At 69.5% G+C, this 25,223-nt stretch carries 27 protein-coding genes; 13 read left to right on the top strand and 14 right to left on the bottom strand.

Annotated elements, in window-relative coordinates; all coding sequences use genetic code 11:
- Positions 1-20: 20 nt before the first annotated feature.
- Positions 21-1,520: a Si-specific NAD(P)(+) transhydrogenase gene (gene sthA / locus GT007_RS15745; RefSeq protein ID WP_160122582.1), complete on the top strand. Its 1,500-nt coding sequence runs from the start codon at positions 21-23 to the stop codon at positions 1,518-1,520.
- Here the strand turns inward: sthA and GT007_RS15740 are convergent.
- Together GT007_RS15740 and GT007_RS15735 are read right to left on the bottom strand one after the other, a co-directional pair.
- The gene (locus GT007_RS15740) at positions 1,517-3,067 is read right to left on the bottom strand and encodes an AMP-binding protein (RefSeq protein ID WP_160122581.1); all 1,551 of its coding nucleotides are present in this window, start codon (positions 3,065-3,067) and stop codon (positions 1,517-1,519) included. The genes sthA and GT007_RS15740 overlap by 4 nt on opposite strands.
- Before the next feature lie 2 nt (positions 3,068-3,069).
- Complete coding sequence (locus GT007_RS15735) at positions 3,070-3,936, bottom strand: IclR family transcriptional regulator (RefSeq protein WP_160122580.1); 867 nt, start codon at positions 3,934-3,936, stop codon at positions 3,070-3,072.
- A 168-nt stretch (positions 3,937-4,104) separates the two neighbouring features.
- Here GT007_RS15735 and GT007_RS15730 point away from each other — a divergent pair, with 168 nt between their 5' ends.
- The 6 genes from GT007_RS15730 (at position 4,105) to GT007_RS15705 (ending at position 7,674) form a co-directional block, all read left to right on the top strand.
- Positions 4,105-5,001 (top strand): NAD(P)H-dependent flavin oxidoreductase, encoded by an 897-nt coding sequence (locus GT007_RS15730; protein WP_328798950.1) that lies wholly within the window; start codon positions 4,105-4,107, stop codon positions 4,999-5,001.
- On the top strand, positions 4,998-5,978 hold the full coding sequence (locus tag GT007_RS15725; protein WP_160122578.1) for a Bug family tripartite tricarboxylate transporter substrate binding protein: 981 nt from the start codon (positions 4,998-5,000) through the stop codon (positions 5,976-5,978). The genes GT007_RS15730 and GT007_RS15725 overlap by 4 nt, the downstream gene beginning before the upstream one ends.
- A 75-nt stretch (positions 5,979-6,053) precedes the next feature.
- On the top strand, positions 6,054-6,779 hold the full coding sequence (locus tag GT007_RS15720) for a TenA family transcriptional regulator (protein ID WP_160122577.1): 726 nt from the start codon (positions 6,054-6,056) through the stop codon (positions 6,777-6,779).
- A gap of 3 nt (positions 6,780-6,782) precedes the next feature.
- On the top strand, positions 6,783-7,073 hold the full coding sequence (locus GT007_RS15715) for a 2Fe-2S iron-sulfur cluster-binding protein (RefSeq protein WP_160122576.1): 291 nt from the start codon (positions 6,783-6,785) through the stop codon (positions 7,071-7,073).
- Between the two features lie 5 nt (positions 7,074-7,078).
- Positions 7,079-7,372: a ferredoxin gene (locus GT007_RS15710; protein ID WP_160122575.1), complete on the top strand. Its 294-nt coding sequence runs from the start codon at positions 7,079-7,081 to the stop codon at positions 7,370-7,372.
- Positions 7,372-7,674, top strand: a complete 303-nt coding sequence (locus tag GT007_RS15705; RefSeq protein ID WP_160122574.1) for a 2Fe-2S iron-sulfur cluster-binding protein — start codon at positions 7,372-7,374, stop codon at positions 7,672-7,674. The genes GT007_RS15710 and GT007_RS15705 overlap by 1 nt, the downstream gene beginning before the upstream one ends.
- Before the next feature lie 22 nt (positions 7,675-7,696).
- On the opposite strand, the gene GT007_RS15700 is transcribed toward GT007_RS15705, so the two are convergent.
- A complete protein-coding gene (locus tag GT007_RS15700; protein WP_160122573.1) occupies positions 7,697-9,040 on the bottom strand; it encodes a glutamate--cysteine ligase in 1,344 nt (447 codons plus the stop codon).
- Positions 9,041-9,069: 29 nt separating this feature from the next.
- The gene (locus tag GT007_RS15695; protein WP_236571691.1) at positions 9,070-9,783 is read right to left on the bottom strand and encodes a 16S rRNA (uracil(1498)-N(3))-methyltransferase; all 714 of its coding nucleotides are present in this window, start codon (positions 9,781-9,783) and stop codon (positions 9,070-9,072) included.
- 30 nt (positions 9,784-9,813) lie between these two features.
- Here GT007_RS15695 and ubiA point away from each other — a divergent pair, with 30 nt between their 5' ends.
- From ubiA to GT007_RS15680, 3 genes are all read left to right on the top strand, one after another.
- Positions 9,814-10,710, top strand: a complete 897-nt coding sequence (ubiA, locus tag GT007_RS15690; RefSeq protein ID WP_160122571.1) for a 4-hydroxybenzoate octaprenyltransferase — start codon at positions 9,814-9,816, stop codon at positions 10,708-10,710.
- Positions 10,707-11,351 carry a class I SAM-dependent methyltransferase gene (locus GT007_RS15685; RefSeq protein ID WP_160122570.1) on the top strand — a complete coding sequence of 215 codons (645 nt, stop codon included), beginning with the start codon at positions 10,707-10,709 and terminating at the stop codon, positions 11,349-11,351. The genes ubiA and GT007_RS15685 overlap by 4 nt, the downstream gene beginning before the upstream one ends.
- A 121-nt stretch (positions 11,352-11,472) precedes the next feature.
- Positions 11,473-12,036, top strand: a complete 564-nt coding sequence (locus tag GT007_RS15680; protein ID WP_160122569.1) for a HupE/UreJ family protein — start codon at positions 11,473-11,475, stop codon at positions 12,034-12,036.
- On the opposite strand, the gene GT007_RS15675 is transcribed toward GT007_RS15680, so the two are convergent.
- From GT007_RS15675 to GT007_RS15660, 4 genes are all read right to left on the bottom strand, one after another.
- Positions 12,033-12,764 (bottom strand): hypothetical protein, encoded by a 732-nt coding sequence (locus GT007_RS15675; RefSeq protein ID WP_160122568.1) that lies wholly within the window; start codon positions 12,762-12,764, stop codon positions 12,033-12,035. The genes GT007_RS15680 and GT007_RS15675 overlap by 4 nt on opposite strands.
- Before the next feature lie 69 nt (positions 12,765-12,833).
- The gene (locus GT007_RS15670) at positions 12,834-13,544 is read right to left on the bottom strand and encodes a ribonuclease activity regulator RraA (RefSeq protein WP_160122567.1); all 711 of its coding nucleotides are present in this window, start codon (positions 13,542-13,544) and stop codon (positions 12,834-12,836) included.
- Positions 13,545-13,552: 8 nt separating this feature from the next.
- The gene (araD, locus tag GT007_RS15665) at positions 13,553-15,301 is read right to left on the bottom strand and encodes an L-arabinonate dehydratase (protein WP_408015555.1); all 1,749 of its coding nucleotides are present in this window, start codon (positions 15,299-15,301) and stop codon (positions 13,553-13,555) included.
- A 4-nt stretch (positions 15,302-15,305) separates the two neighbouring features.
- Positions 15,306-16,256 carry a Bug family tripartite tricarboxylate transporter substrate binding protein gene (locus GT007_RS15660; RefSeq protein WP_160122565.1) on the bottom strand — a complete coding sequence of 317 codons (951 nt, stop codon included), beginning with the start codon at positions 16,254-16,256 and terminating at the stop codon, positions 15,306-15,308.
- A gap of 82 nt (positions 16,257-16,338) precedes the next feature.
- On the opposite strand from GT007_RS15660, the gene GT007_RS22825 reads away from it, so the two are divergent.
- Entirely contained in the window at positions 16,339-17,028 is a 690-nt protein-coding gene (locus GT007_RS22825; RefSeq protein WP_160122606.1) for a GntR family transcriptional regulator, read from the top strand.
- A gap of 16 nt (positions 17,029-17,044) precedes the next feature.
- Here GT007_RS22825 and GT007_RS15650 read toward each other — a convergent pair whose 3' ends face one another.
- The 5 genes from GT007_RS15650 to GT007_RS15630 all read right to left on the bottom strand — a co-directional run bounded on the left by GT007_RS15650 (position 17,045) and on the right by GT007_RS15630 (position 21,969).
- Positions 17,045-17,800: a hypothetical protein gene (locus GT007_RS15650; RefSeq protein ID WP_201451942.1), complete on the bottom strand. Its 756-nt coding sequence runs from the start codon at positions 17,798-17,800 to the stop codon at positions 17,045-17,047.
- Between the two features lie 339 nt (positions 17,801-18,139).
- On the bottom strand, positions 18,140-19,447 hold the full coding sequence (gene gltA / locus GT007_RS15645) for a citrate synthase (RefSeq protein ID WP_160122564.1): 1,308 nt from the start codon (positions 19,445-19,447) through the stop codon (positions 18,140-18,142).
- Between the two features lie 128 nt (positions 19,448-19,575).
- Positions 19,576-20,100 (bottom strand): thermonuclease family protein, encoded by a 525-nt coding sequence (locus GT007_RS15640; RefSeq protein WP_160122563.1) that lies wholly within the window; start codon positions 20,098-20,100, stop codon positions 19,576-19,578.
- 116 nt (positions 20,101-20,216) lie between these two features.
- Positions 20,217-21,416 carry a CHAD domain-containing protein gene (locus GT007_RS15635; protein ID WP_160122562.1) on the bottom strand — a complete coding sequence of 400 codons (1,200 nt, stop codon included), beginning with the start codon at positions 21,414-21,416 and terminating at the stop codon, positions 20,217-20,219.
- A gap of 4 nt (positions 21,417-21,420) precedes the next feature.
- A complete protein-coding gene (locus GT007_RS15630; protein ID WP_160122561.1) occupies positions 21,421-21,969 on the bottom strand; it encodes a SixA phosphatase family protein in 549 nt (182 codons plus the stop codon).
- 159 nt (positions 21,970-22,128) lie between these two features.
- On the opposite strand from GT007_RS15630, the gene GT007_RS15625 reads away from it, so the two are divergent.
- Together GT007_RS15625 and GT007_RS15620 are read left to right on the top strand one after the other, a co-directional pair.
- Positions 22,129-22,743, top strand: coding sequence for a DUF6134 family protein (locus GT007_RS15625; RefSeq protein WP_160122560.1), 615 nt, complete (start codon positions 22,129-22,131; stop codon positions 22,741-22,743).
- The gene (locus GT007_RS15620; RefSeq protein ID WP_160122559.1) at positions 22,743-24,260 is read left to right on the top strand and encodes a cryptochrome/photolyase family protein; all 1,518 of its coding nucleotides are present in this window, start codon (positions 22,743-22,745) and stop codon (positions 24,258-24,260) included. The genes GT007_RS15625 and GT007_RS15620 overlap by 1 nt, the downstream gene beginning before the upstream one ends.
- Here the strand turns inward: GT007_RS15620 and GT007_RS15615 are convergent.
- Positions 24,257-24,985 carry an arginyltransferase gene (locus GT007_RS15615; protein WP_160122558.1) on the bottom strand — a complete coding sequence of 243 codons (729 nt, stop codon included), beginning with the start codon at positions 24,983-24,985 and terminating at the stop codon, positions 24,257-24,259. The two genes, GT007_RS15620 and GT007_RS15615, sit on opposite strands and share 4 nt — an antisense overlap.
- Positions 24,986-25,223 lie beyond the last annotated feature (238 nt).

Here is a 25,223-nt window from a genome sequence, read left to right as displayed (position 1 = left end):
AGGACGAGGCGCCATTCTGAATGCGGTATGATTTCGTGGTGATCGGCAGCGGCCCTTCGGGGCGGCGGGCCGCGGTGCAGGCCTCCAAATTCGGGCGCTCCGTGCTGGTGATCGAGAAGGGGCGCCGCGTCGGCGGCGTCTCGGTCCATACCGGTACCATTCCTTCCAAGACCTTGCGCGAGACGGTGCTGAACCTGACCGGCTGGCGTGAGCGCGGCTTCTACGGCCTCGGCTATCGCGTGAAGCCCGATATCGTTGCGGGCGACCTGATGTCGCGCCTGCACAAGACGCTGGAGCATGAGGTCGAGACGCTCGACCACCAGTTCGCCCGCAACCGGGTACATGTGCTGCGCGGCTTCGCGCGCTTCCTGGACCCGAACCGCATCGAAGTGCAGCTGGAGGCGGGCGAGACCCGCATCATCGAGGCCTCGCGCATCGTCGTCGCCGTGGGCACGCGCCCGCTTCGCCCGGCCCATATCCCCTTCAACGGGGAAACCGTGGTCGATAGCGACGAATTGCTGGAGCTGAAGAAGGTTCCGCGCTCGCTCACCGTCGTGGGGGCCGGCGTCATCGGCATGGAATACGCCACCATCTTTTCGGCACTCGATGTCCGCGTGACGCTGGTGGAGCCGCGCGAGCGCTTCCTGGATTTCGTCGACCAGGAGCTGGTGGATGATTTCGTCCATCAGCTGCGCGATCGCGGCATGGGCTTCCGCATGGGCTCCAAGGTGGAGAACATCCAGTTCGAGAACGGCCAGCCCGTGGCGATCCTGGATGGCGGGCGGCGCGTGCGCTCGGAGATGCTGCTATTCGCGGCGGGCCGCGTGGGCGCCACCGATACGCTGGACCTGCAGCATGCGGGGCTCAGCGCCGATGACCGTGGGCGCCTGACGGTGAACCCCACCACCTTCCAGACCAAGATCCCGCATATCTACGCCACGGGCGATGTCATCGGCTTCCCGAGCCTGGCCTCGATGTCGATGGAGCAGGGCCGGGTCGCGGCCTGCCATGCCTGCGAACAGCCGCTGCCGGCGACGCCCAATTTCTTCCCCTACGGCATCTATTCGGTGCCCGAGATCTCGACCGTCGGCATGAACGAGGAGGAGGTCCGCAAAACCGGCACCCCCTATGAATGCGGCATCGCGCGCCTGCGGGAGACCTCGCGCGGGCACATCATGGGCCTCAATGGCGGCCTGCTGAAGATGATCTTCTCGATCGAGACGCGGCGGCTGCTGGGCGTGCACATCGTGGGCGAGGGCGCGACGGAACTCGTGCATATCGGCCAGGCGGTGCTGAACCTGGGCGGCACGCTGGACTATTTCATCGACAACACCTTCAACTATCCGACGCTCGCCGAGGCCTACAAGATCGCGGCGCTGGATGCCTGGAACCGCATGACGCCCCGGCGCGAGCCGGAGGCCGAGGCGCTGGCGGTGGCGCCGAAGCCTGGCTCGCAGATGCCCATCCCGCCGAGCATCGCGCCCCTGCGCGACCCGGAGGAGGACGAGGAGCAGGACTAAGCCACTCCGCGCGCCTGCCCCGCCCAGGCCGCCGCCCGCAGCGCCTTCTTGTCCAGCTTGCCGAGCGGCGTCAGCGGCAGGCTGGCGGCGAATTCCACCTGCTTGGGCGCATGCACCGCGCCCTTGGCGTTGCGCACCAGCGCCGTCAGCTCCTGGGCGGCCACCTGGCTGCCGGGCTTCAGCACGACATAGGCCTTCACGGCCTCTCCCCAGCGGGCATCGGGCACGCCCACCACGGCGGCCAGCGCCACGGCGGGGTGGGTGGCCAGCACGTCCTCCACCTCACGCGGATAGACGTTGAAGCCGCCGGTCACCACCATGTCCTTCTTGCGGTCCACGATATACAGCCGGCCCTGCCCGTCCTGGCGGGCCACGTCGCCGGTGTGCAGCCAGCCATGAGCGAAGGCTTCCTCGGTCGCCTCGGGCTGCTTCCAATAGCCGCGCATCACGATGGGGCTGCGCACGCAGATCTCGCCGGGCTCGCCCGGGGGCACCTCCTGGCCGTCCTCGTCCAGCAGCGCCACCTGGCTGGCGGCGGTGGCGAAGCCGCAGGCGGTCAGCAGTTCCGGCCGGGCGGGGTCATGGTCGGCGCGGGGCAGGGCGGCGATGGGGTAGCATTCGCTCTGCCCATACAATTGGGAGAAGACCGGCCCGATCCGCTCCAGCGCCTCCGCCAGGCGCGAGGGCGCCATGGGGGAGGCACCGTAGAGCAGCAATTCCAGCGAAGAGGTGTCGTGCCGCGCCAGCGCCGGGTCATCCAGCAGGCGATAGACCATGGTGGGCACGGTCAGGGTGAAGTTGATCCGCGCGCGCTCGATGGTGGTCAGCAATTCCTCCGGGTCGAAGGCGGGCAGCAGATGCGCCGAGCCGCCCCGCAGGAAGCACGGCACCAGATTGGTGCCGCTGACATGGCTGATGGGGGCCGCGGCCAGATAGCGCGGCGTGGCGGGCAGTTCGAAGGCCTCGCCGATCGTCAGCGCCATGGCCGACAGTGCCGCGCTGTCCCGCAGCACGCCCTTGGGCCGGCCGGTGGTGCCGCCGGTGTAGTTCAGCGCCGCGATGTCGTCGGGCCGCGACAGGTCGCGCGCCGTCTGGCTGCCGGCCGCATCCGCCAGGCCCAGCAGCGGCGTGCCATAGGCGGCCCGGCCCAGCGTCAGCACATCCAGGCTGGGCAGCTTCGCCGCGATCTCCGCGCCGCGCGGGCCGAAGGCGTCGGCGTCGATCACCAGCGCCGAGACCTCGGCATCCTCGATCTGGAAGGCATGGGCATCGAGCGAGCCCATCGGGTGCAGCCAGGTGGTGGCCGCCCCCAGCGCCTGGGCGGCCAGCCCCGCCACCCAGCTTTCCCACCGGTTCGCCGAGAGCAGCGCCACCCGCTGCCCCCGCCCGATGCCGCGCGCGGCCAGCACCGCCTGGAAGCGGCCGAGCAGGTCCAGCACCCCGCCATGCGAGACACCCCCGCGCCCATCCTCGAAAGCCAGTGCCTGCCGGTGCCGGGTGAAGGCCCGGATGGCCAGCGAAGGAAAGCTGGGCGCGTGGTGTTGCATCGCTAGCTCCCGATCAGGGGTGAGAGCTTCGCGGCCAGTTCGACCAGCCGCGGCCCCACCTCGTTTTCCAGAATCTCGTTGGTGATGGTGTAGCCGGGGGCGCCGGCCATCAGGCCCATCACGCCATCGGCGGTGATCAGCGGGCAGGCGGCGGTGCGCACGTCGCGCTGCCATTCGCCGTCCACGATGCAGAAGCCGCGCGCGCGCACCTGCTCGATGCCATCGGCCACGCGCGGGCCCAGCGCCTCCCACTCCGCGCCATGGCGCAGGGCCAGGCGGCCGAGGAGGTAGTCGCGCTCCGCCTCACCCAGCCCCGCCAGGAAGGCGCGGCCCAGCGCGCTGGTGGCCATCGGCACGCGGCTGCCGGTGCCCAGCCGCAGCGTGACCAGCCAGGAGGGCGGCGTGCATTCCGCGAACACCATCGAAAGGCGGTCCCGCGCGCCCAGGCCCACCAGGCAGCCCGTGGCCTCGGCCAGTTCGCGCATGGGGGCGGTCGCCACATCCTGCACCTTCAGCGCCGACAGCACCGGGTAGCCCAGCGTCAGCACCGCGGGGGTGGGCGCGTAATGCCCGCGCTTGTCCACCACGCGCAGATAACCCAGTGCCGCGAGCGTGTGCGTGAGGCGCGAGACGGTGGGCTTGGCCATGCCGGTCATGGCCGAAAGCCGGCCGACGCTGAGGGCCGTGCGCTCCGGCCCGAAGGCGCGCAGGATCTCCAGGCCCCGGGCCAGCGCCCAGACGAAGCGCCGGTCCTCCGCATGGGCGGCGCCGATGCCTTCCTCGTCATCGAGCAGCGGAACGGCGGAGCGCGAGGTGCTGTCCTCACGCCCGCTCATCACCGCGAGCGCGCGCCCCGGCTTACCCTTCATGGTTGTCTCCTCTGGCTGAGAGTGTGGCATGGCTGTTTCGCTAGGCAACACAAAAATGACGGAGTAGGCTGCCCCCACGTCCAGGACAAGGCGTGGCGGCAAGCCAGCGCCATAACGCAAAGGGTTGAAACCATGCCACTTCCGCAAAGCTGGCAGGGCAGGCTATCGGTGCCTGTCGTCGCGGCGCCGCAATTCCTCGTCTCCGGCCCCGATTACGTGGTGGAGGCCTGCAAGGCCGGGGTGGTCGGCACCTTCCCGGCGCTGAACCAGCGCACCAATGAAGGCTTCGACGCCTGGCTGACCGAGATCGAGGCCCGCCTGCCCGCCGGCGCCGCGCCCTATGGCGTGAACCTGATCGTGCACCGTTCCAACGCGCGGCTGGAGGCCGATCTGGCCACCGTGGTCCGGCACAAGGTGCCGCTGATCATCACCTCGCTGGGGCTGCGGCCGGAGCTGATCCAGGCCATCCAGGCCTATGGCGGGCTGGTGTTCCATGATGTGACGACCCGCCGCCACGCGGAAAAGGCCATCGAGGCCGGGGTGGATGGGCTGATCGCCGTCTCCGCCGGGGCGGGCGGGCATGCCGGGCGCATCAGCGCCTTCGCCCTGGTGCCGGAGTTGCGGACGATCTGGCAGGGCCCGCTGCTGCTGGGCGGGGCCATTTCCACCGGCAGCCAGATCGCGGCCGCCCGGCTGCTGGGGGCGGATGCGGCCTATATCGGCACGCGCTTCATCGCCGTGAAGGAAAGCATGGCGCCCGAGGGCCACAAGCAGATGGTGCTGGCCGCCAGTGCCGCCGACATCGTCTACACGCCCGCCATCAGCGGCGTGCCCGCCAATTTCCTGCGCGCCAGCATCGAGGCCGCGGGCCTCGACCCCGACCACCTGCCAGAAACCCGCAGCGAGCATGTGGGCGACCACGACAAGCGCCCCTGGAAGAACATCTGGTCGGCGGGGCAGGGGGTGGGCGCCATCCAGGATGTGCCCAGCATGGCCGATCTGTGCGCCCGCATGGGCGCCGAATACCGCGCGGCGCTGAACGCGGCGCCGGGGTTGGCCGCGTGATCCGCGCCACCCGCCGCGCGGCGCTGGCCCTGCCCTTGGCGGCCGGCCCCGCCCTGGCCCAGCAGGAATACCCGCAGCGCCCGCTGCGGATGCTGGTGCCCTATGCCCCCGGCGGCATGACCGATGTGCTGGCCCGCAGCGTGGCCCAGGGCATGGGCGCGCCGCTGGGCCAGGCCGTGGTGGCCGAGAACCGCCCCGGCGCCAACACCATCATTGCCAGCCAATTGGCCGCCCAGGCCGCGCCCGATGGCTACACCATCCTGATGACCAGCGGCGCCGGCTATATCGTGAACCCGCTGATCTACGCCCGCATGCCGGTGGATGTGCGGCGCGACCTGCGCGTCATCGCCATCCTGGTGGACATGCCCTTCGTGATGGTGGTGAACGGCGCCTCGCCCATCCGCAGCGTGGCGGACCTCGTGGCGCATGGCCGCGCCAAGCGCGAGGGGCTGACCTTCGCCGCCGTGGGCCGCGGCAATCCCTTGCAGCTCTCGGGCGAGATGTTCCGCCTGGCTGCCGGCGTGGACATGACGAGCGTGATCTACAACGGCTCCGCCCCCAGCTATCTGGCGCTGCAATCGGGCGATGCGGATTTGATGTTCGACGTGGTGGGCAGCGTGCGGCCCTTGCTGGCCGATGGCAAGCTTCGCGCCATTGCCATCACCTCCGCCGAGCGGCTGCCGCAGCTGCCCGATGTGCCCACCATGGCCGAGCAGGGTTTCCCGCAGATCCAGGCCAGCACCTGGTTCGGCATCGCCGTGCCGCGCGCGACGCCAGAACCCGTGGTGGAGCGGCTGCGCGGCGCGATCGCCGACGCCACCGCGGGCAGCGCCTTCCAGCAGCGTTTCGCCAATTTCGGCGTGCAGGTGCGCCAGCCGGAGCCGCAAGGGGTGATCGACGGGCTGCTGGCCACCGAAAGCGACCGCTGGGCGCGGGTGATCCGGGAGGCCAACCTCTCGCTGGAGGAGTTGAGATAGCGCAAACAAAGCCGTTGCGCCCCGTTTGTAGATTGTATACCGTTTGGGCAGCCACCAGCCAGCCGGAGTCAGGCCATGCCCGAAGTGATGAATCCCGACGAGTTCCGCACCGCGCTCGAAAACGCCATCAAGGGCAAGAGCGCGAACGGCTCTCCCTTCTCCAAGGCCTGGGCCTCCGGCACGCTGACGCGCGCCCAGCTCTCCCGTTGGGCCGAGAACCACTACCACTATGTCGGCCCCTTCGCCGAATACCTGGCGCTGGTCTATGCCCGCATGCCGCACGAGTATCTGGAGGCCAAGGACTTCCTGCTGGCCAACATGTATGAGGAAGAGATCGGCGGCACCCGCCACACCGACCTGCTGATCCGCTTCGCCGAGGCCTGCGGCACGACGCGTGAGCGCGTGATCGACCCCGACAACATGTCCACCACCACCCGCGCCCTGCAGGCCTGGTGCTACACGGTGGCCCAGCGCGAGCACCCGATTGTGGCCGTCGCCGGCTTGGTGGTGGGCCTGGAAAGCCAGGTGCCCAGCATCTATCGCCGCCAGACCCCGACCCTGCGCGAGAAGTATGGCTTCACCGACGAGGAGGTGGAGTTCTTCGACCTGCACATCGTCTCCGACGAGATCCATGGCGAGCGCGGCTACCAGATCGTGCTGGAGCACGCGACCACGGTGGAGCTGCAGCAGAAGTGCCTGCGCATCTGCGAGATCGGCGCCGAGATGCGCCTGCTCTACACCAACGCGCTGTATCGCGATTACGTGGAGCCCGAGCAGGGCACCGTGGCGCAAGCGGCCTGATCCTTGCCGCAGGTCACTGTCCGCAGGGCCGGCGAGGATCACACCGGCGAGGTTCCCGACAACGCGAACCTCGTCGTCCGCGCCGGCATCAAGAAGTTCCCGTTTCCGCACCTGAAATACGGGTGCGGCATGGGCAAATGCACCAAGTGCACGTCGCGCGTCATCGCGGGGGCGGAGCATCTGCCGGAACCCAACTGGAAGGAGCGTGAGCGCCTCGGCGCCAAGCTCGACGAAGGGTATCGGCTGATGTGCCAGCTGTGGCTGACGCATGACCTGACGATCGAGCAGGAGTGAGCGCGATGTACGTGATCCTGACCAGCAAGCCCGGCCAGTTCCGCACCGAGCCCGGGCCGGGCCTGACGCCGGTGGAGGCGTGGGACTATCTGTTCTGCGGCAACATCCGTGCGAAATTCGTCATCGCCGAACTATCCGCCGCCAGCCGCGTGCGGATCATCGACGAGACGGGGCCGGTGAACTCCGTGCCCACCAAGTTCCTGGAAAGCTTCGACAGTGTCGAGGATGCCCGCAAGGAACTGCGCACGCTGACCACCTACGGCAACATGCCTGCCGAGCTGAAGGCCGCGGCCGCCTGATGGAGGCTGCCGAGCGGATCAGCGTGACGTTCGCCACCAACGACAACAAGGTGGTGCAGGCGGATAAGGGTGCCAACCTGCTGCGGGTCTCGATCCGGGAGAAGGGTGGCGTGCCGTTCAAATGCGGCGGCGGGCTGTGCGGCACCTGCCGCTGCCATATCGATGTCGGCATCGAGCACGCCGACAAGGTGAAGCCCAAGGAATTGAAGCACCTGACCCAGGAAGACCTGGACGCCGGATACCGGATGGCGTGCCAGACCTTCGTGAGCGGGGATGTGACGATCAGCTGGGTGAAGAAATAAGGGGGGCTCCGGCCCCCCTTTTTCATGCCTCGGTCGCTGTCAGCGCCTTGCCCGCATCGCCCTTCCAGGCACCGTGGAACAGGTCCAGCAGCCGGTCGGCCTGGGTCTTGCCGCTGGCCACGATCTCATTCAGCGGCGCCAGATAGACGTCCTCGCCCAGGCCGCGCGCCTTCAGCCCATCGCGCGCGATGGCCAGCACATCGGCCGCCACTTCCCGCACGCTACGGCCCTTGATGCGCGCCTGCAGGCCGGTCTTGGGCGCGTCCAGCCGCAGCTGGCGCACGTCCTCCAGCGTCCAGTCGCGCGTGAGCGCCGCGGCGGCCTTCTGGGCGGCGTCGTCATAGATCAGCCCCACCCACAGCGCGGGCTGGGCCTGCAACATGGCGGGGGAGCCGGCGTCGGAGCCGCGCATCTCCAGGAAGCGCTTCAGCCGCACATCGCTGAACACGGTGGTCACATGGTCGGCCCAGTCGCCCATGGTGGCGACCTCGCCGGGCAGGCCGGGCAGGCGGCCCGCCATGAAGTCGCGGAAGCTCTGCCCCGCCACGTCGATCAATTCGCCCTCGCGCGCCACGAAATACATCGGCACGTCCAGCACATACTGCACGAAGCGCTCGAAGCCGAAGCCCGGCTCGAACACGCAGGCCGGGATGCCGGTGCGGTCGGGGTCGGTGTCCGTCCAGACATTGGCGCGCGCGGAGAGCAGGCCGGAGGGCTTGCCCTCGATGAAGGGGGAATTGGCGAACAGCGCGGTCGCCACCGGCTGCAACGCCAGCGACAGGCGCAGCTTCTCGGCCATGTCGGCCTCGGTGCCGAAATCCAGGTTCACCTGAACGGTGCAGGTGCGCAGCATCATGTCGAGGCCGAGCTTGCCCTTCAGCGGCATGTAGCGGCGCATGATCTTGTAGCGGGATTTCGGCATCCACGGCATCGCGTCGCGCGTCACCAGCGGGTGGAAGCCCAGCAGCGAGAAGCCGAGGTCGAGCGGCCCCGCGATCTGGTGCACCTCCCGCAGATGCGCCTTCAGCTCATCCCAAGCGGCGTGCAGGTCGGGCATCATCCCGCCCGAGAGTTCGAGCTGCCCGCCCGGCTCCAGGCTGACGGAGGCGCCGTTGCGCTTCAGGCCGATGACATGGCCCTGGTCCTCGATCGGCTCCCAGCCCAGCCCCATCAGGCCGTGCAGCATCGCCTCGATGCCCCGGGGGGTATAGGCGGGGGGCGTGAGGTCCGCGCGGCGGAAGCCGAACTTCTCGTGCTCGGTGCCGATGCTCCAGGCACTGCGCGGCTTCTCGCCGGCGGCGAACCACTCGGCAAGCTGGCGCGCATTCTCGACCGGCGTGGGGTCGGCTTCGCCGGGGTTGGACATGACTGGCTTCCTGCAAGAACGTTGAACTACTAACCGGCCCAGTCCCCGGCCAGCGCCTGAAGCGCCGCCAGCCCCGCTACCGCCGCCGTCTCCGCCCGCAGGATACGCGGGCCAAGTTGGCAAAGCGATACAATGGGGCGGGCGGCAAGGTCGTCAAGCTCCGCCCCTGTGAAGCCGCCTTCGGGGCCGATGAGCAGTGCCTCGCTGCCCACGGCCAGGGCCGCGATCGGGGCGGACTCGCGCCGCTCCGCCGCGGCCAGGATGCGCCCGCCGCGCCAGGCGTCCAGCACGGTGTGCAGGGGCTGGGTCTCCTTCACCTCCGGCACCGAGAGGCGTTCGCATTGTTCGGCGGCGGCGCGCGCGATGGCGGCCAGGCGCTCGGTGTTCGCATGGCTGGCGACCGTGCGGCGGGTGAGGACGGGCTGGATGCGCGCCACCCCCAGCTCCGTCGCCTTTTCCACCAGCCAGTCCATGGGCTCGCGCTTCAGGGCGGCGACGATCAGGCTGGGGCCGGGCTCCGGCGCGGGGGGGCGCACGCGCTCCAGCAGGCGCATCGCGCCCTTGTCCTTGCGCAGGGCGGTGATCTCGGCCGCCCATTCGCCGTCGCGCGGGTTGAAGGCGTGCAGGGGCTCGCCGGGGGCGCGCCGCAGCACGGCGCCCAGGTGGTGCGCCTGGGCGGGGGTCAGGGGTAGCTCGGCGCCGGGCGCGAGCGGAGCGTCGGTGTAGAGACGGGGGATGGACACGGGGCCACCCATCACGGATTCATCGTCCTTATGCAAGGCTGGACCGATATCCGTTGGGACCTGATGGCGAGGCTGCCGCCCGCGGCGCGGCCTTATGCCAATCTGATGCGGCTCGACCGGCCCATCGGGGTGTGGCTGCTGCTGCTGCCGGGGTGGTGGGGGATCGCGCTCGGCGCCTCGGCCCTGTGGCAGGCGCTGTGGCTGGCGCTGCTGTTCGCGCTGGGGGCCATCATCATGCGCGGCGCGGGCTGCGTGGTGAATGACCTGTGGGACCGCGAGCTGGACCGCAGCGTGGAGCGCACGCGTGGTCGGCCCTTGGCCTCGGGCGCGGTGTCGGTGAAGCGGGCGCTGCTGTTCCTGGCGGCGCTGTGCCTGGTGGGGCTGGCCATCCTGGTGCAGCTGAACGGGCTGTCCATCTGGCTGGGCGTCGCCTCTCTGGGGCCGGTGGTGGTGTATCCGCTGGCGAAGCGCGTGACGGACTACCCGCAGGCGGTGCTGGGCATTACCTTCGGCTGGGGCGCCACGCTGGGCTATACGGCGGCGGCCGGCGTGTATGGCTGGGCGCCCTTCCTGCTGCACGCGGCGGCCTTCTTCTGGATCCTGGGCTACGACACGATCTATGCCCATCAGGACCGCGAGGACGATGTGCTGGTGGGCATCCGCTCCACCGCGCGCCGGTTCGAGCACACGACGCGGCCCTTCCTGATCGTCTGCTATTCCCTGGTGATGCTGCTGCTGAGCCTGGCCGGCTGGGCGGGCGGGTTGTCCTGGCTGTATGCGCCGGCGCTGGTGCCAGCGGCGGTGCTGCTGGGCTGGCAGGTGGCGCGGGTTGATATCCATGACCCCGCGCGCTGCCTAGGCCTGTTCAAGCTGAACCGCGATGTCGGGCTGCTGGTCACGCTGGCCGTGCTGATCGGGCGGTTGTGACGCCCGAAGCCTTCATCCTGGCCCATACCGTGCCGGGCCACGACGCGCTGGTGCCCGAGATCACGCTGCATCTGGCCAGCGAGATCACGCCCATCTGGCAGGCCACCGAAACCTGGCTGGCCGAGAACAACATCGAGCCGCCCTTCTGGGCCTTCGCCTGGCCGGGCGGGCTCGCGCTCGCGCGGATGCTGCTGGACGACCCGGAGCTGGTGCGCGGCAAGCGGGTGCTGGATTTCGCCTCGGGCTGCGGTATCGGGGCCATCGCGGCGGCCATGGCGGGTGCCTCGCTAGTCGAGGCCAGCGAGATCGACCCGCTGGCCGTCGCCGCCACCGCGCTGAACGCGCGCGCCAATGGCGTGGCGGTGACGGCGCTGGATGCGGATCTGGTGGGCAGCCCCTGCCGCTGGGATGTGATCATGGCGGGCGACGTGTGCTACGAGGCGCCGATGACCGCGCATATCCTGCCCTGGCTGCGCGCCATGGCGGGGCAGGGCGCCCGGGTGCTGCTGGCCGATCCTGGCCGCGCCTATCTGCCGCGAGAGGGGATGCCCCCCCTGCGCCACTTCCGCGTGGCCACGACGCGGGAGCTGGAGGACCGCGACAGCCGCGAGGTGGTGATCGCCGCCTTGCTGCCGGGCTGAGCGCTGGCGCGAATTTGGGCGTTTCGCGCGGCGGCCCGGCCGGAAATGCGCGCTCCGCCGTTCCGGCCCGCGCGCGCCCGTGCCAAGCTGCCTTCAGGAATCCGAAGCGCGGGGAGAGGCCATGAGCGGCATGTGGCGGGCGGTGATGTTCACGATGGCGGCGTTGCTGCCCAGCGCGGCGATGGCCCATCCGGGGTTGGGCGCGGCCGGTCTGGAGCATGGCTTCGCGCACCCCATGCTGGGGCTGGACCATGTGCTGGCCATGGTGCTGGTGGGCGTGTTCGCGGCGCAGTTGGGTGGGCGGGCGCTGTGGCTGGTGCCCGGCAGCTTCCTGGCGGTGATGGCCGTGGGCGGCGCACTGGGCGCGGCCGGCGTGGCGCTGCCTTATGTCGAGACGGGCATCGCGCTGTCCGTGCTGGTGCTGGGTGCCGTGGTGGCGCTGGGCGCCCGGGCGCCGGTGGCCGCCGCGATGGGGCTGGCCGGGCTGTTCGCCCTGTTCCACGGCCATGCCCATGGCGCCGAGATCCCGGAGAATGCGGGCGGCCTGGCCTATGCGGCGGGCTTCCTGGCGGCGACCGCGCTGCTGCATGCGGCGGGCCTGCTGGCCGGGCGGTTCCGGCCCGCGGTGCTGCGCGTGGCCGGGGGTGCTGCGGCGCTGACCGGGGTTGTGCTGCTGCTGGGTTAAGCGGGCTGCTCGATCAGCCCGACATTCCACAGCCCCCAATCCTCGAAGGGGGCCTCGCGCAAATCGGTGCGCGGTGCCTCGGCCAGCCAGGCGGCGGCGGCCGTGCGGGCGCGGTCGATGCGCTCGTGTTCTTCCTGCGCGCCAGCGGGGGCGGGCGGGGCGGGGATCGCGCCGCAGCCGCTCCAGGGCAGCTCCGTGCGCCAGCGCGCGACGCGGCTGGGCACCCGGTGGTTGGGATGGTCCAGATCCGTGCGGACCACGACACTGACGGCAAAGCCGCGTGGCGTGCCGGTCACGGCACCCAGCACGCTGCGGTTGGCGCTGGTGATCTGGCTGTCCTGCGCTTCCAACGTCTCGATGCCCAGCACGCGCAGGCGGCGCTTGTCATCCATGCCGATCAGCGCGCCGAGGCGCTGGGACACGCCGGTGCCGTGGTTGCCCTCGAAGCTGGCCAGCAGCACCTCCCGCCCCTGGGCGGTCAGGCGGCCGACGATCCGGGCATTGCCATAGTGCGAGGGCAGGACGACCTGCCCCACATCCCGCAGGCGGATGCGCAGGCACAGCGCCCCGTTGGGTTCGCTGACCATCTGCGCGCGGCAACTGACACCCGCCTCGTCGCCGGGCAGCAGGCGTAGGTTGCGCAGCGTGGACTGCGGCGTGGGGCTGGCCGAGCCCCCACGCGACAGGATGAGGGCCGGCAGGCCGACCATCAGCAGGCGACGATTCATGCGCCTATGATGCACGCACTCCCCCAGCACTTGCCAGGGGATGGATATTGAGAGTGTGTAACCCCGCGTTCAGCGCCCGTTCGCCATACGCCATTCCTTGAACAGTTCCAGGTTGGCCGGGTCCGTCGCCGGATACAGGCCGCGGATGGTATGGCCCGCCCGCACCCGCTCCGTGGCGAAATCCTCATAGGCCGTCATTTCAGTGGCTTCCTCGGCCAGTTGCTCGGCCAGATGCGCGGGCAGCACGATCACGCCATCGGCGTCGCCCACCAGGATGTCGCCCGGAAAGACCGGCGCGTCGCCGCAGGCGATCGGCTCATTCAGCGCGATGGCGTGGTTCAGCGTCAGGTTCGTGGGCGCCGAGGGCCGGGTGTGGAAGGCCCAGATATCGAGCCCCGCGATCTCCGCGCTGTCGCGGAAGCCGCCATCGGTGACGACACCCTCCACGCCCCGCGCCATCAGGCGGGTGACGAGGATGCCCCCGGCGCTGGCCGCCCGGGCGTCCTTGCGGCTGTCCATCACCATCACATGGCCGGCGGGGCAGGTTTCCACCCCCAGGCGTTGGGGATGGTTGGGGTCGCGGAAGGCATCCAGCGTGTTCAGATCCTCCCGCGCGGGGATATAGCGCAGGGTGAAGGCGGGGCCGACCATGCTCTCGCCGAAGGTGCGCAGCGGCTGCACGCCCTGGATCATCTGCTGGCGCAGGCCGCGCTTGAACAGCGCGGTCGCCAGCGTGGCGGTGGAGACGCGCTTCAGCTTCGCGCGGGTTTCGGGGTTCATCGCGGCCCTCAATAAATGACGGGTTCGGAGACCGGCGCGCCGAAATCGGTGCGCAGGAAGTCGAAATCGGCGCCGATATGCGCCTGTTGGATGTGCTGGCTGAACATCCAGCCATAGCCGCGCTCATAGCGCTTCGGTGGGGGCGTCCAGGCGGCACGGCGGGCGGCGAGCTCTTCCTCGCTCACCTCCATGTCGATGCGGCGGGCATCCACATCGATGGTGATGATGTCGCCCGTGCGCAGCAGCGCGAGGGGGCCGCCCACATAGCTCTCGGGCGAGACATGCAGCACGCAGGCGCCATAGGAGGTGCCGGACATCCGCGCATCCGACAGCCGCAGCATGTCGCGGATGCCCATCTTTAGCAGCTTCTTCGGCATGGGCAGCATGCCCCATTCGGGCATGCCGGGGCCGCCCTGCGGGCCCGCGTTGCGCAGCACCAGCACATGGTCGGGCGTGATGTCGAGGTTCTCGTCCTCCACCGCCTTCTTCATGCTGGGGTAGTCGTCGAAAACGAGCGCCGGGCCGCTGTGCTTCAGGAACTTCTGGTCCATCGCCCCCGGCTTGATCACGCAGCCATCGGGCGAGAGATTGCCCTTCAGCACCGCCAGCGACCCCTCGCGGTAGATCGCGCGGTCCTGGGTGCGGATCACGTCGTCGTTGTAGACGCGCGCACCCTCGATGTTCTCGGCCACCGTCTTGCCGGTCACGGTCAGGCAATCCAGGTGCAGATGCTCGCGGATATTGCCCATCAGGGCGCGGATGCCGCCGGCGTAGAAGAAATCCTCCATCAGATACTGGCTGCCGGTGGGGCGCACATTGCCGATGACCGGCACCCGGCGGGAATAGTTCTCGAAGTCATCCAGGCTGACATCGAGCCCGGCACGCCGGCCCATGGCGATCAGATGGATGATGGCGTTGGTCGAACAGCCCATGGCCATGGCCACCGCGATGGCGTTCTCGAAGGATTGCTTGGTCAGGATCTTCGAGGGCTTCAGATCCTCCCACACCATCTCCACGATCCGCCGCCCGGATTCCGAGCACAGGCGGATATGGCCCGAATCGGCGGCCGGGATGGAGCTGCCGCCCGGCAGGGTCAGGCCGACCGATTCGGCGATGGCCGTCATGGTGCTGGCCGTGCCCATGGTCATGCAGGTGCCGTGGCTGCGGGCGATGCCGGCCTCCACACCCGCCCAATCGGCCTCCGTGATGGTGCCGGCGCGCAGCTCATCCCAGTATTTCCAGCTGTCGGAGCCCGAGCCCAGCGTCTTGCCCTGGAAATGCCCGCGCAGCATCGGGCCCGCGGGCACGAAGATGGTGGGGATGTCCATGCTGATGGCGCCCATGGTCAGGCCCGGCGTGGATTTGTCGCAGCCGCCCAGCAGCACCGCGCCGTCGATGGGGTGGGAGCGCAACAGCTCCTCCGTCTCCATCGCCAGGAAGTTGCGGTAGAGCATGGTCGTGGGCTTCTGGAAGCTCTCGGAAACCGAGATCGCCGGCAGTTCGATCGGCAGGCCGCCGGCCATCAGGATGCCGCGCTTCACGTCCTCCGCGCGGGCGCGCAGATGGGTGTGGCACGGGTTGATGTCCGACCAGGTGTTGACGATGCCGATGATGGGCTTGCCGCGCCATTCCTCGGGCGACAGGCCCATCTGCATGGCGCGGGAGCGGTGGCCGAAGCTGCGCAGATCGGCAGGTCCGAACCAGCGGGCGGAGCGGAGCTCCCCCGGGCTTTTTCTCATTGGTGGACTTTTCCTCATGGGTTCAATCCAGGCGGATGTTGGCCGCGCGCGCAACCCCACCCCAACGGGTGGTCTCGGCGGCGATGAAGCGGGTGAAGTCGGCGGGCGTGCTGCCCACGGGCGTGATGCCGAGCGCCGCGAAGCGGTCCCGCACCGCCGGGGTGGCCAGCGCGGCCACGGCCGACTGGTGCAGCCGGGCGATGATCGGCGCGGGCACGGCCGCGGGCGCGAACAGCCCGTGCCAGGAGACACTCTCGAAACCCGGCAGGGTCTCGGCCAGGGCCGGGATGCCGGGGGCGGCCGGGTTGCGGGTGGTGGAGGTGACGGCCAGCACGCGCAGCTTGCCCTCCTGCGCCAGGGGCAGCACGGAGGAGAGGTTGTCGAAGGCCATGGGCAATTCGCCCGACATCAGCGCGGTGGCGACGCCCGCGCTGCCGCGATAGGGCACATGGGTCAGGCTGACGCCCGCCATCTGCGCGAACAGCGCGCCCGCCAGATGCACGGAGGTGCCGACGCCCGAGGTGCCGAAGGCCTCATCGCCGCGTTCCCGCAGCCGGGCGATCAGGGTGGGGATGTCGCGCGCGGGGAAATTGTTGCTGACCGCGATGGCGTTGGGTTGGGCCGCCAATTGGGTGACCGGCGCGAAATCCCGCGCCACGTCATAGGGCAGGCGGGCCATGATCGCCGGGTTGATGGCGTGGCTGGAAATGGTGCCCATGCACAGGGTGTAGCCATCGGGGGCCGCGCGGGCGCAGGCCTCGGCCCCCAGCGCGCCGCCGGCGCCGGGGCGATTCTCGGCCACGATGGTGGCGGGCAGGGTCTTGGCCATCTCGGCCGTGACCAGGCGGGCGACCGTGTCGGTGGTGCCGGCGGCGAAGGGGATCAGCAGGCGCACGGGCTGGCTGGGCCAGCCCTGCGCGGCGGCGGGCGCGGCTAGGCCGATGGCAAAAAGGCTGCGGCGAGGCAGGCGCATGATATGGGGTGTCCTGGACGTTTGATTTTATGGTTTGAAATCTAATATATCAGTTTCTCAGTCGCAAGGCGAGTTTTCCGTGATGGATGGCAGCGCACTTCCCCCGATCCCCGCCCGCCCCTCGGCCGCCGAGGGCGCGTATCAGGCCCTGCGCCGCGCCATCGTGGCGCTGGAACTGCTGCCGGGCGCGCGGCTGTCGCGGCAGGAACTGGCAACCTCCCTGGGCGTGAGCCAGACCCCGGTGCGGGAGGCGCTGATCCGCCTGGGGGAGGAAGGGCTGGTGGAGGTGGTGCCGCAATCGGCCACCCGCGTTGCGCGGATCGACCTGCATCAGTGCCGGGAGGCCGCCTTCCTGCGCATGGCGGTGGAATGCGCGGTGGTGCGCCGGCTGGCGGAAAAGGCCGACCCCGGCCTGCCGGCGCGGCTGGAGGGCGACCTGGCCCGGATGCGCGGTGAATTCCTGGCGGACGACATGGCCGGTTTCAGCGCGGGGGATGAGACTTTCCACGCCCTGCTGCATGAGGCGGCCGGGGTGGGCGGGCTGCGGGCGCTGGTGGCCAGCCGCTCGGGCCATCTGGACCGGCTGCGGCGGCTGCACCTGCCGGAGCAAGGCAAGCCGGAAGCGATCCTGGCCGAGCATGGCGCGGTGATCGCGGCGATCGCCGCGGGGGATACCGCGGCGGCGGAGGCGGCGATGCGCCGCCACCTGTCAGGCAGCCTGGCGGAAGCGCCGCGGCTGCAGGCAAGGTTTCCTGGGTATTTCAGTAACTAATGGGGCTTTTCTAAAGTCAGGCCTTACGTTTTTCCTGGTACATGCTGTCGATGAAGCGCATGGAGGGTGGCTCCGCCGAAAGCCGCCGCTTGCGCCGGATGGTGCTGGCCGGGCTGGGGGCTGCGGGGCGCGCTTGCTCAGAAGGCACTTCAATGGGTTCTGGTAACTGCATGAAATTGGCGGCGGCGCTGGTGCGCGCCACCAGCGCCTGCATGGCGGGGTTCTGGTGGCCTTCCTCGTCCATCAGGGCCTCCATGGGGTAGAAGAACTCATGCGGGGCCGGCATCTGGGTCTCGCAGAAGCCCCGATAATGCTCATTCCGCAGCCCATACAGCACGCGCACGTCGCGCACCGAGAGCACCACGGCGGCGGTCGGTTCAGTCTGGAACATGGTGATCAGGCGCCAGCGCGGCAGGTGGGTTTCCGGCAGCGCCGGGGCCAGCAGCCAGGGCAGGGGGCAGAACACTTGCAGGCTGCCGGTGGAAGGCGCGAAGCGGCTGCGCTTGTCCAGCAGGTTCGACAGGGAGGAACAGGCCTCCACGCACAGGATGTCCGCGTAGGGGTCTTCCGGGTCCGTCGAGAAATGCAGCCAAAGCCCATCGGGCAGGGTGCGCAAGTGGCGGCTGCCCGGCAGCTTGATGAAGGGCTGGGTGCCCTCGACCCAATTGTCCGGCCTTGCGCGCAACCAGGTGCCGGGCTGCTTGATCGTGCGCGGCATCCCCGGCGGGCGCTGTGGCCAGGCCGAGAGGGATCGACGGACACGGGCATCCATCGAGAGGGCATTGGGGGGCGGGGGGATATCGCGCATGCGATCTACGAGTGCTCTGCCTGTTCAACACAACCTATGCGCGAGATGATCACAACGACCTCCTGCTGAGAAGCAAAGTTTGCTACTGCAGGTTAAGAATTACCCTTAAAAGTTGCATATCAAAGCCAGATGCCCGCTAACTGGGTAAAATTTAATGCTTTGGCATAAAATGGCCGCATCCATCTTTAGAGATGAGTTAAGCATTGCCCCGTATTTGTTCTGGTTGGCGGACGGGGTGGCGCACAAACGAAAACGGCGCGGCCGGTGGGCCACGCCGTCTCATCGACATCATCGCAGGGCGGTTCAGCCGCGGGTGGCGATGTCCGTGTACTGGCGGTCCACGCCGCCCGTGTAGACCTGACGGGGGCGGCCGATGCGCTGCGCCGGATCCTCGATCAGTTCCTTCCACTGGCTGATCCAGCCGATGGTGCGGGCCACGGCGAAGATCACCGTGAACATGCTGGTCGGGATGCCCATCGCCTTCTGGATGATGCCCGAATAGAAATCCACATTCGGGTACAGCTTGCGGGAGACGAAGTACTCGTCCTCCAGCGCGATCTTCTCCAGCGCCATCGCGAGTTCGAGCAGCGGCTCGTTCTTCACGCCCAGCTCCGCCAGCACCTTGTGGCAGGTTTCCTTCATGATCTTCGCGCGCGGGTCGAAGTTCTTGTACACTCGGTGGCCGAAGCCCATCAGCTTGGTGTGGGAGTTCTTGTCCTTCACCTCGCTGATGAACTGCGGAATGTTCTTCACATCGCCGATCTCGGCCAGCATCTTCAGCACGGCCTCATTGGCGCCGCCATGGCTGGGGCCCCACAGCGCCGCGATGCCGGCCGCGATGCAGGCGAACGGGTTGGCGCCGGTCGAGCCGACCAGCCGCACCGTGGAGGTGGAGGCGTTCTGCTCGTGATCCGCATGCAGGATCAGGATGAGGTCCATCGCCTTTTCCAGCGTCGGGCTCACCTTGTATTCCTCGGCCGGGACCGAGTTCAGCATGTAGAGGAAGTTGCCGGCGTAGGAGAGGTCGTTGCGCGGGTACACGAAGGGCTGGCCCTGCGAGTACTTGTAGGCCATCGCCGCGATCGTCGGCACCTTCGCCACCAGGCGGAAGGCCGCGATCTCACGCTGCTTGGCGTCGTTGATGTCCAGGTTGTCATGATAGAAGGCGGCGAGCGCGCCCACCACGCCGCACATGATCGCCATCGGGTGGGCGTCGCGGCGGAAACCGTCGAAGAAGCGGCGGATCTGCTCATGCACCATGGTGTGGCGCGTGACGCCGGCGCGATAGGCTTCCAGCTGCGCCTGGGTCGGCAGCTCGCCGTACATCAGCAGGTAGCAGACCTCGACGAAGTCGCTCTTCTCGGCCAGCTGCTCGATCGGGTAGCCCCGGTACTGCAGCACGCCGGCGTCGCCGTCGATGTAGGTGATCTTGCTCTCGCAGCTGGCCGTCTCGCCATAGCCGGGATCGAAGGTGAAGATGCCGAGATCGTTGTAGATCTTGCGGATATCGGCCACTGGCGTGCCGGCGCTACCTTCGTACAGCGGCAGGCTTGCCGTCTTGTTCGACCCATCGAGGGTGACAGTCACGCTCCCGGTTTTCTGCATGCTCATGCGGCCCTGGTCCTATTCCTTGCGCGCCGAACAACCGGCGCGAAACCATGTTGCGACGCACCTTAGTCCTTGGCGCGACCTTGTCCATCACCCCCCGGGAATGGCCCGGGAGGCGAACAAATTTGCTGTCAGCGGGAAGGTTCGGCCCACATGCCGCGCCGGCCCTGGCGGGCGGACGCTTCCAGCGGGCCAAGGGCCGGCACCGCCGACGCATCGGCGCTGCCCCAGCCCGCGGCGATGAGGGAGGCGTTCACCTCCACCCCTTCGGCGCGGCAGATGCCCAGGCCACGGCCGAAATTGTCCCGGCCATGGATACGGCATTCCAGCGCGCGATCGCGCGTCAGCCTGGCCAGTTCGGCGGTCGCGGCCGCGCCGCAATCGCTGACGGCCCCGCAGGGGGTGCCGCGCGGCGGCGTGTTCACGCCGAACAGCCGGATGACGCGATCACCGAGCCGCAGGGTTTCGCCATCCACCACCGCCACTTCGGCGGGCAGGGCCCGCCAATCCTGGGTGCGTGGGGCGGAACCGAACAGGTCGCTCGGGCGCAGGGCCGCAGTCAGCACCGCGAGGGTGGCTGCGGTGGCGAGAATCGCAAAAGCTCCGCCCATACGGCGCGGGGTTTTCGCGGGCTTGAAGATGCGGCGACGACGCATAGGGCACCGGTTAACCCAGCCTCGGCAGGGCTGGCAACCCGCTTGTTTCGTCATATTTCAAAGCTGTGAGCAATCAACCATTTAGGGGATGAAGCTCAGACTTCATCACAGCAAGTTCAACCCTCGCTGGGCCAAAACCGCTTGCACTTGCGCCAGCCGGCCCAGCTTTCCAGCGCCAGATCGCGGCTGCCGGCCCCGCGCGCGAGGGCGAAACCCTCCGCGGCACCCCCGGCCCAGTTGCGCACGCCCAGGCTGCGCACCAGCGCCGCCGCCACGGAGGCATCATTGGCCAGCCCCAGCGCATCCTGCAGGCGCGACAGGCGGCGGGTGTAGCGTTTGGTGGCCTGGCCCGGCCACAGCGGGGCCAGCAGCTCCGCCGCGTAGCGCAGGCGCTTGGCCAGCAGGCGCAGCGCGTGCAGTTCCTCAGGCGGCAGGGCCTCGATGTGCTCGCCCGCGCGCTTCAGGCGGCGGTGCCGGCGCGTCAGCACCTGGGCCGCGAAGCCGTGCAGGTCGTCGGCGCGGGGCAGGGCCTCCAGCGTCTCGATCAGCGCCACGCCCTGCCAGGCCATGGCGCGGAAGCCCGGGCCCGCCAGATGCGGCATCAACTGGGCATAGGCGTCCCGCCGGGTGGCCTCGGCGCGGCGCAGCAGGGGGCGCAGGCGCTTTTCCCCGGGCATGGCGGCCGCAAGCTGGGCGCCGATGCCGCCCGTGAACACGTCCCAGTCCCGGGCCGGGCCCAGGGCCGCGGCCAGGTCGCGCAATTCCCGCTCGAAGCGTTCCGGCAGGCCGGGGTCGGGCAGGCCGGGGCGCATCAGCTTGATGATGCTGCGCATGCGCCGGGTGGCCACGCGCGTCTGATGCACGCCATGGGCCGGGGCATCCGGCCGACAGCTGGGCGCGTGGTGCAGCAGCAGCGCCAGCCCCCCGCGCAAGGCCGCCGCCAGCGCGTGGGGCAGGGAGGTTTCCTCGGCGATCGAGGGCGGGTCGGGTAGGGCGAAGCCCGAGGCCACATCGGCCTCCTGCTCCAGGCTCCAGAAAGCGGGCAGGGCGGGGGCGGTTTCGGCCAGCCGGGCGCCGAGTTCGGCCGCGCCCTCGCCTTCCAGCCGCAGGCGCAGCACCGGGGTGGCGCGGCCCTCGGTGGGCAGGCCGCCTTCTATATAGGTTAGGTGCAGGCCATCGCGCGCGACCTCCGCGCTGCGGCCCCGGAAGCTGCCTTGTTCCAGCGGGTGCCAGGCCGGGCGCGCGGGGGTGAAGCCGGCCAGCGCCGGGTTGCGCCGCAAGCGCGCCAGATAGCCTGGCGGCAGGGAGATCTCCATGGGACTAGCCTTCGCCCTCATTGGCGAGCGCCGCGGCTTCCGGCAGGTCGCGTGGCACCACATAGCGCACCAGCCGCGCGCCCCCGGGTGAGAGCCCGTGCCAGGGCGCGGCCAGGCTGAATTCCGCCAGGCTGCCGGTCGGGTATGCTTCCCGCAGGCGGCCCAGGGCGCGGGTTTGCGGGTGGTCGGGTGTCAGCAGTTCCAGCGCCAGTTCGTGCAGCCCGGGGTTGTGGCCGATCACGAGCACGGAGCGCGCGGTGTCGGGCACGGCGTTCAGGGTCTCCAGCATGCCGCGCCAGGGGGCCAGGTAAAGCCCATCCATGACGTTCACGATCGGGCTGCCCTCGAAGGGATGCAGCGCTTCCATGGTTTGCAGCGTGCGGCGGGCGGAGCTGACGAGCACCACATCGGGCGACAGGCCCAGCCGCTGCATCTCGGCCGCCATCGCCTGGGCCGCCCGGCGCCCGCGCGCGTTCAGCGGCCGGGCATGGTCGGGCAGGGCCGGATCATCCCAGGAAGACTTGGCGTGACGGAGCAAAAGAAGTTGTCGCATCTCTGCGAACATCATGGCATGGCCCCGCGCCGCTTGCCATCTCGCAAGGCGGTGCCAACTGTCCCGGGCGCATGACGATTGCAGGAAATGGCCGATGCGCGGACTTGCCGGCCGTCGCGCGGGGGTGAAAGGGAGGGGATGAGCCTGTTGGAGTCGCCCATGAACCTGCCCCGCCGCGCCCTGCCTGCCCTGGCCATGGCCCTGCCCGCAGGCGCGCATGCCCAGGACGTGCCGCCGGCCTATCTGTGGAAGGTGATGCGCAATGGCACCGAGATCGGCAGCCATACCGTCACCTTTTCCCGCCGGGGCGGGGATCTGGTGGCGGTCTCCGATGTCTCGGTCACGCCCCGGGTGCTGGGGGTGGTCGTGTACCGGTTCGAGCACCGCTACACCGAGGTCACGCGCGATGGGCGTTTCGTCTCTGTGGAAAGCCATCTGAACCGCAACGGCCAGATCGTGGATGTGCGCGGCGAGGCCAGGGCCGACGCCGTGCTGCTGCAGGGCGGCCCGGACGGGCCGCAGCGCCTGGCCGCCAACGCCGCGCCGCTGTCCTGGTGGGAGCCCCAGCGCTACACCCGCGTGCCGATCTTCGGCACCACCACCGGCAAGCTGATGGACGTGACCTTCCGCCAGGAAAGCCGGCCGGGCGGGGGCGCGCGCTGGTCCACGACGGGCGAGGTGGAGGCGGTGCTGGACTACAACGCCGCCGGGCGCTGGGTGGGATACCGCGTGAAGGGCGATGACGGCAGCACCGTGATCTACGCGCCCGGCTGATGCGGCTGCGCCTCGTCCTGGGGGACCAGCTCAGCCGCACCTTGTCGGCGCTGGAGGATCTGGACCCCGCCCATGACGTGGTGCTGCTGGCCGAGGTGATGGAGGAGTGCCGCTATGTGCCCCATCACCCGCAGAAGATCGCGCTGGTGCTGTCGGCGATGCGGCATTTCTCCCGCGCGCTGGCGGTCCGGGGTGTCACGGTGCGGCATGTGCGGCTGGACGACCCCGCCAATACCGGCAGCCTGGGTGCCGAGGTGGCGCGCGCCGTGGCGGAGCTGCGCCCCGAGGCCGTGATCGCCACCGAGCCCGGCGAATGGCGGGTGCGCCAGGCCATGCTGGGCTGGGAGCAGGCCCTGGGCATCCCGGTCGAGATCCGCGCGGATGGCCGTTTCCTGTGCCCGCTGCCCTGGTTCCGGCAATGGGCCGACGGGCGGAAGCAGCTGCGCATGGAGTTCTTCTATCGGGAGATGCGCCGCCGCACCGGCCTGTTGATGGAGGGCGACGAACCCGCCGGCGGCCGCTGGAATTTCGACGCCGACAACCGCAACCCCCTGGCGCCCGGGCTGCGCCCGCCCGCACCCCCGCGCTTCGCCCCCGATGAGACGACGCGGGAGGTGCTGGCCCTGGTCGCGGAGCGGTTCGGCGGGAATTTCGGCACGCTGGAGGGGTTCAACTGGCCCGTCACGGCCCGGGATGCCGAACGCGCCCTGGCGCATTTCATCGAGACCCGCCTGCCGCATTTCGGCGAGGCGCAGGATGCGATGGCCGAGGGCGAGGCGACGCTGTTCCATTCCCTGCTCTCCACCAGCCTGAACCTGGGGCTGCTGCTGCCGGGCGCGGTGTGCGAGGCCGCCGAGCGCGCCTGGCGCCAGGGCCATGCGCCGCTGAACGCCGTGGAGGGCTTCATCCGCCAGATCCTCGGTTGGCGGGAATATGTGCGTGGCCTGTATTGGCTGAAAATGCCGGAATACCGGGAGATGAACGCGCTGGGGGCAGGGCGGCCCCTGCCCGGTTTCTACTGGGGCGCGCCCACCTCGATGGCCTGCGTTTCGGCGGTGGTGCGCCAGACGCGCGAACTCGCCTATGCCCACCATATTCAGCGCCTGATGGTGACGGGCAATTTCGCCCTGCTGACCGGCATCGCGCCGGAGGCGGTCAATGCGTGGTATCTGGCCGTCTATGCCGATGCCTTCGAGTGGGTGGAACTGCCCAACACCCATGGCATGGCGATCTGGGCCGATGGCGGCATCATGGCCAGCAAGCCCTACGCGGCCAGCGGCGCCTATATCAACCGCATGAGCGACCATTGCCGGGGCTGCGCGCATGACGTGAAGGCGCAGACCGGGCCCAGGGCCTGCCCCTTCAACTTCCTCTACTGGGATTTCATCGCCCGCCACGCGGCGCGGTTCGAGGGCAACGCGCGCATGGCCATGCCGCTGTCCACGCTGCGGAAGATGGCGCCCGGCAAGCTGGCGGCGATGCGGGAGGAAGCGCGGCGGTTTCTGGAGGCGCTTTAGCCTATGTCCTGCGGTTCCATCCGCCGCCAGCCGCCGCCCTGCAAAATCTCGGCCGGCTGGAAGCCCGCCTTGTAGGCCATCTTGCGCGACCCCGGCACCCAATAGCCCAGATAGACGTAAGGCAGGCCGATCCGCCGCGCTTCCTCGATCAGCCACAGGATGGCCAGCGTGCCGAGCCCCGCCTGCTCCGGCCCATAGAAGGAATAGACGGCGGACAGGCCGTCGCTCAGCCAATCCGTCAGGCAGGCGCCCAGCAGCTGGTCGGCCTCGTCGCGGAATTCGACCAGGCCGGAGGAGATCGGCGTGTCCTCCACCATGGCGCGGTAGTCGTAGAAACCCATCGCCGCCATGTCGCCATCCGAATGGCGGGCCTGCTGATAGCGCTGGAACAGGGCGAACTGCTCGGCGGTGGCGCGGGCGGCCATGCGGTGGGCCGTGACCCCCTGGAAGCGGCGCAGCAGCTTGCGCTGGGTGCGGCTGACCGAGAATTCCGCCACCACGATGCGGATAGGGATGCAGGCCTGGCAGCCCGGGCAGACCGGCGAATAGGCGATGTTGTGGCTGCGGCGGAAGCCCGCGCGCGACAGGCGGTCGTGCAGCGTCTCGGCGCCAGGGCCCGAGAGCTCGGTCACGATCTTCCGCTCCGTGCGTCCGGGCAGGTACGGGCAGGGCAGCGGCGCCGTCGTGTAGAAGAACTGGGGCCTGCGGGTGCGATGAATGGTCATGGGGTGCGACTGCGAACATCGCGGCCTGGGGCCGGAAAATCAAGCGTCTCGCGACGATTCCGATGCAACCGGCGGGGCGCGCGGGTGTTCATGTTGCGGACGTAACGGAGACTCCCCCATGCGCTTTATCCTTCCCGCCGCGATGGCGCTGCCCCTTCTGGCCGTCGCCTGCGCGCCAGAGCCGCCGCCGCGCCCGGCGCCGCCCGCCCCCGTGGCGGCCCCGCCGGCCCCCGCGCCG

Source organism: Rhodovarius lipocyclicus (assembly GCF_009900765.1).
Taxonomy (GTDB): Bacteria; Pseudomonadota; Alphaproteobacteria; order Acetobacterales; family Acetobacteraceae; genus Rhodovarius; species Rhodovarius lipocyclicus.
The sequence above is the reverse complement of the archived record's forward strand: the minus strand, read 5'-3'. Positions and strand labels throughout refer to the sequence as shown.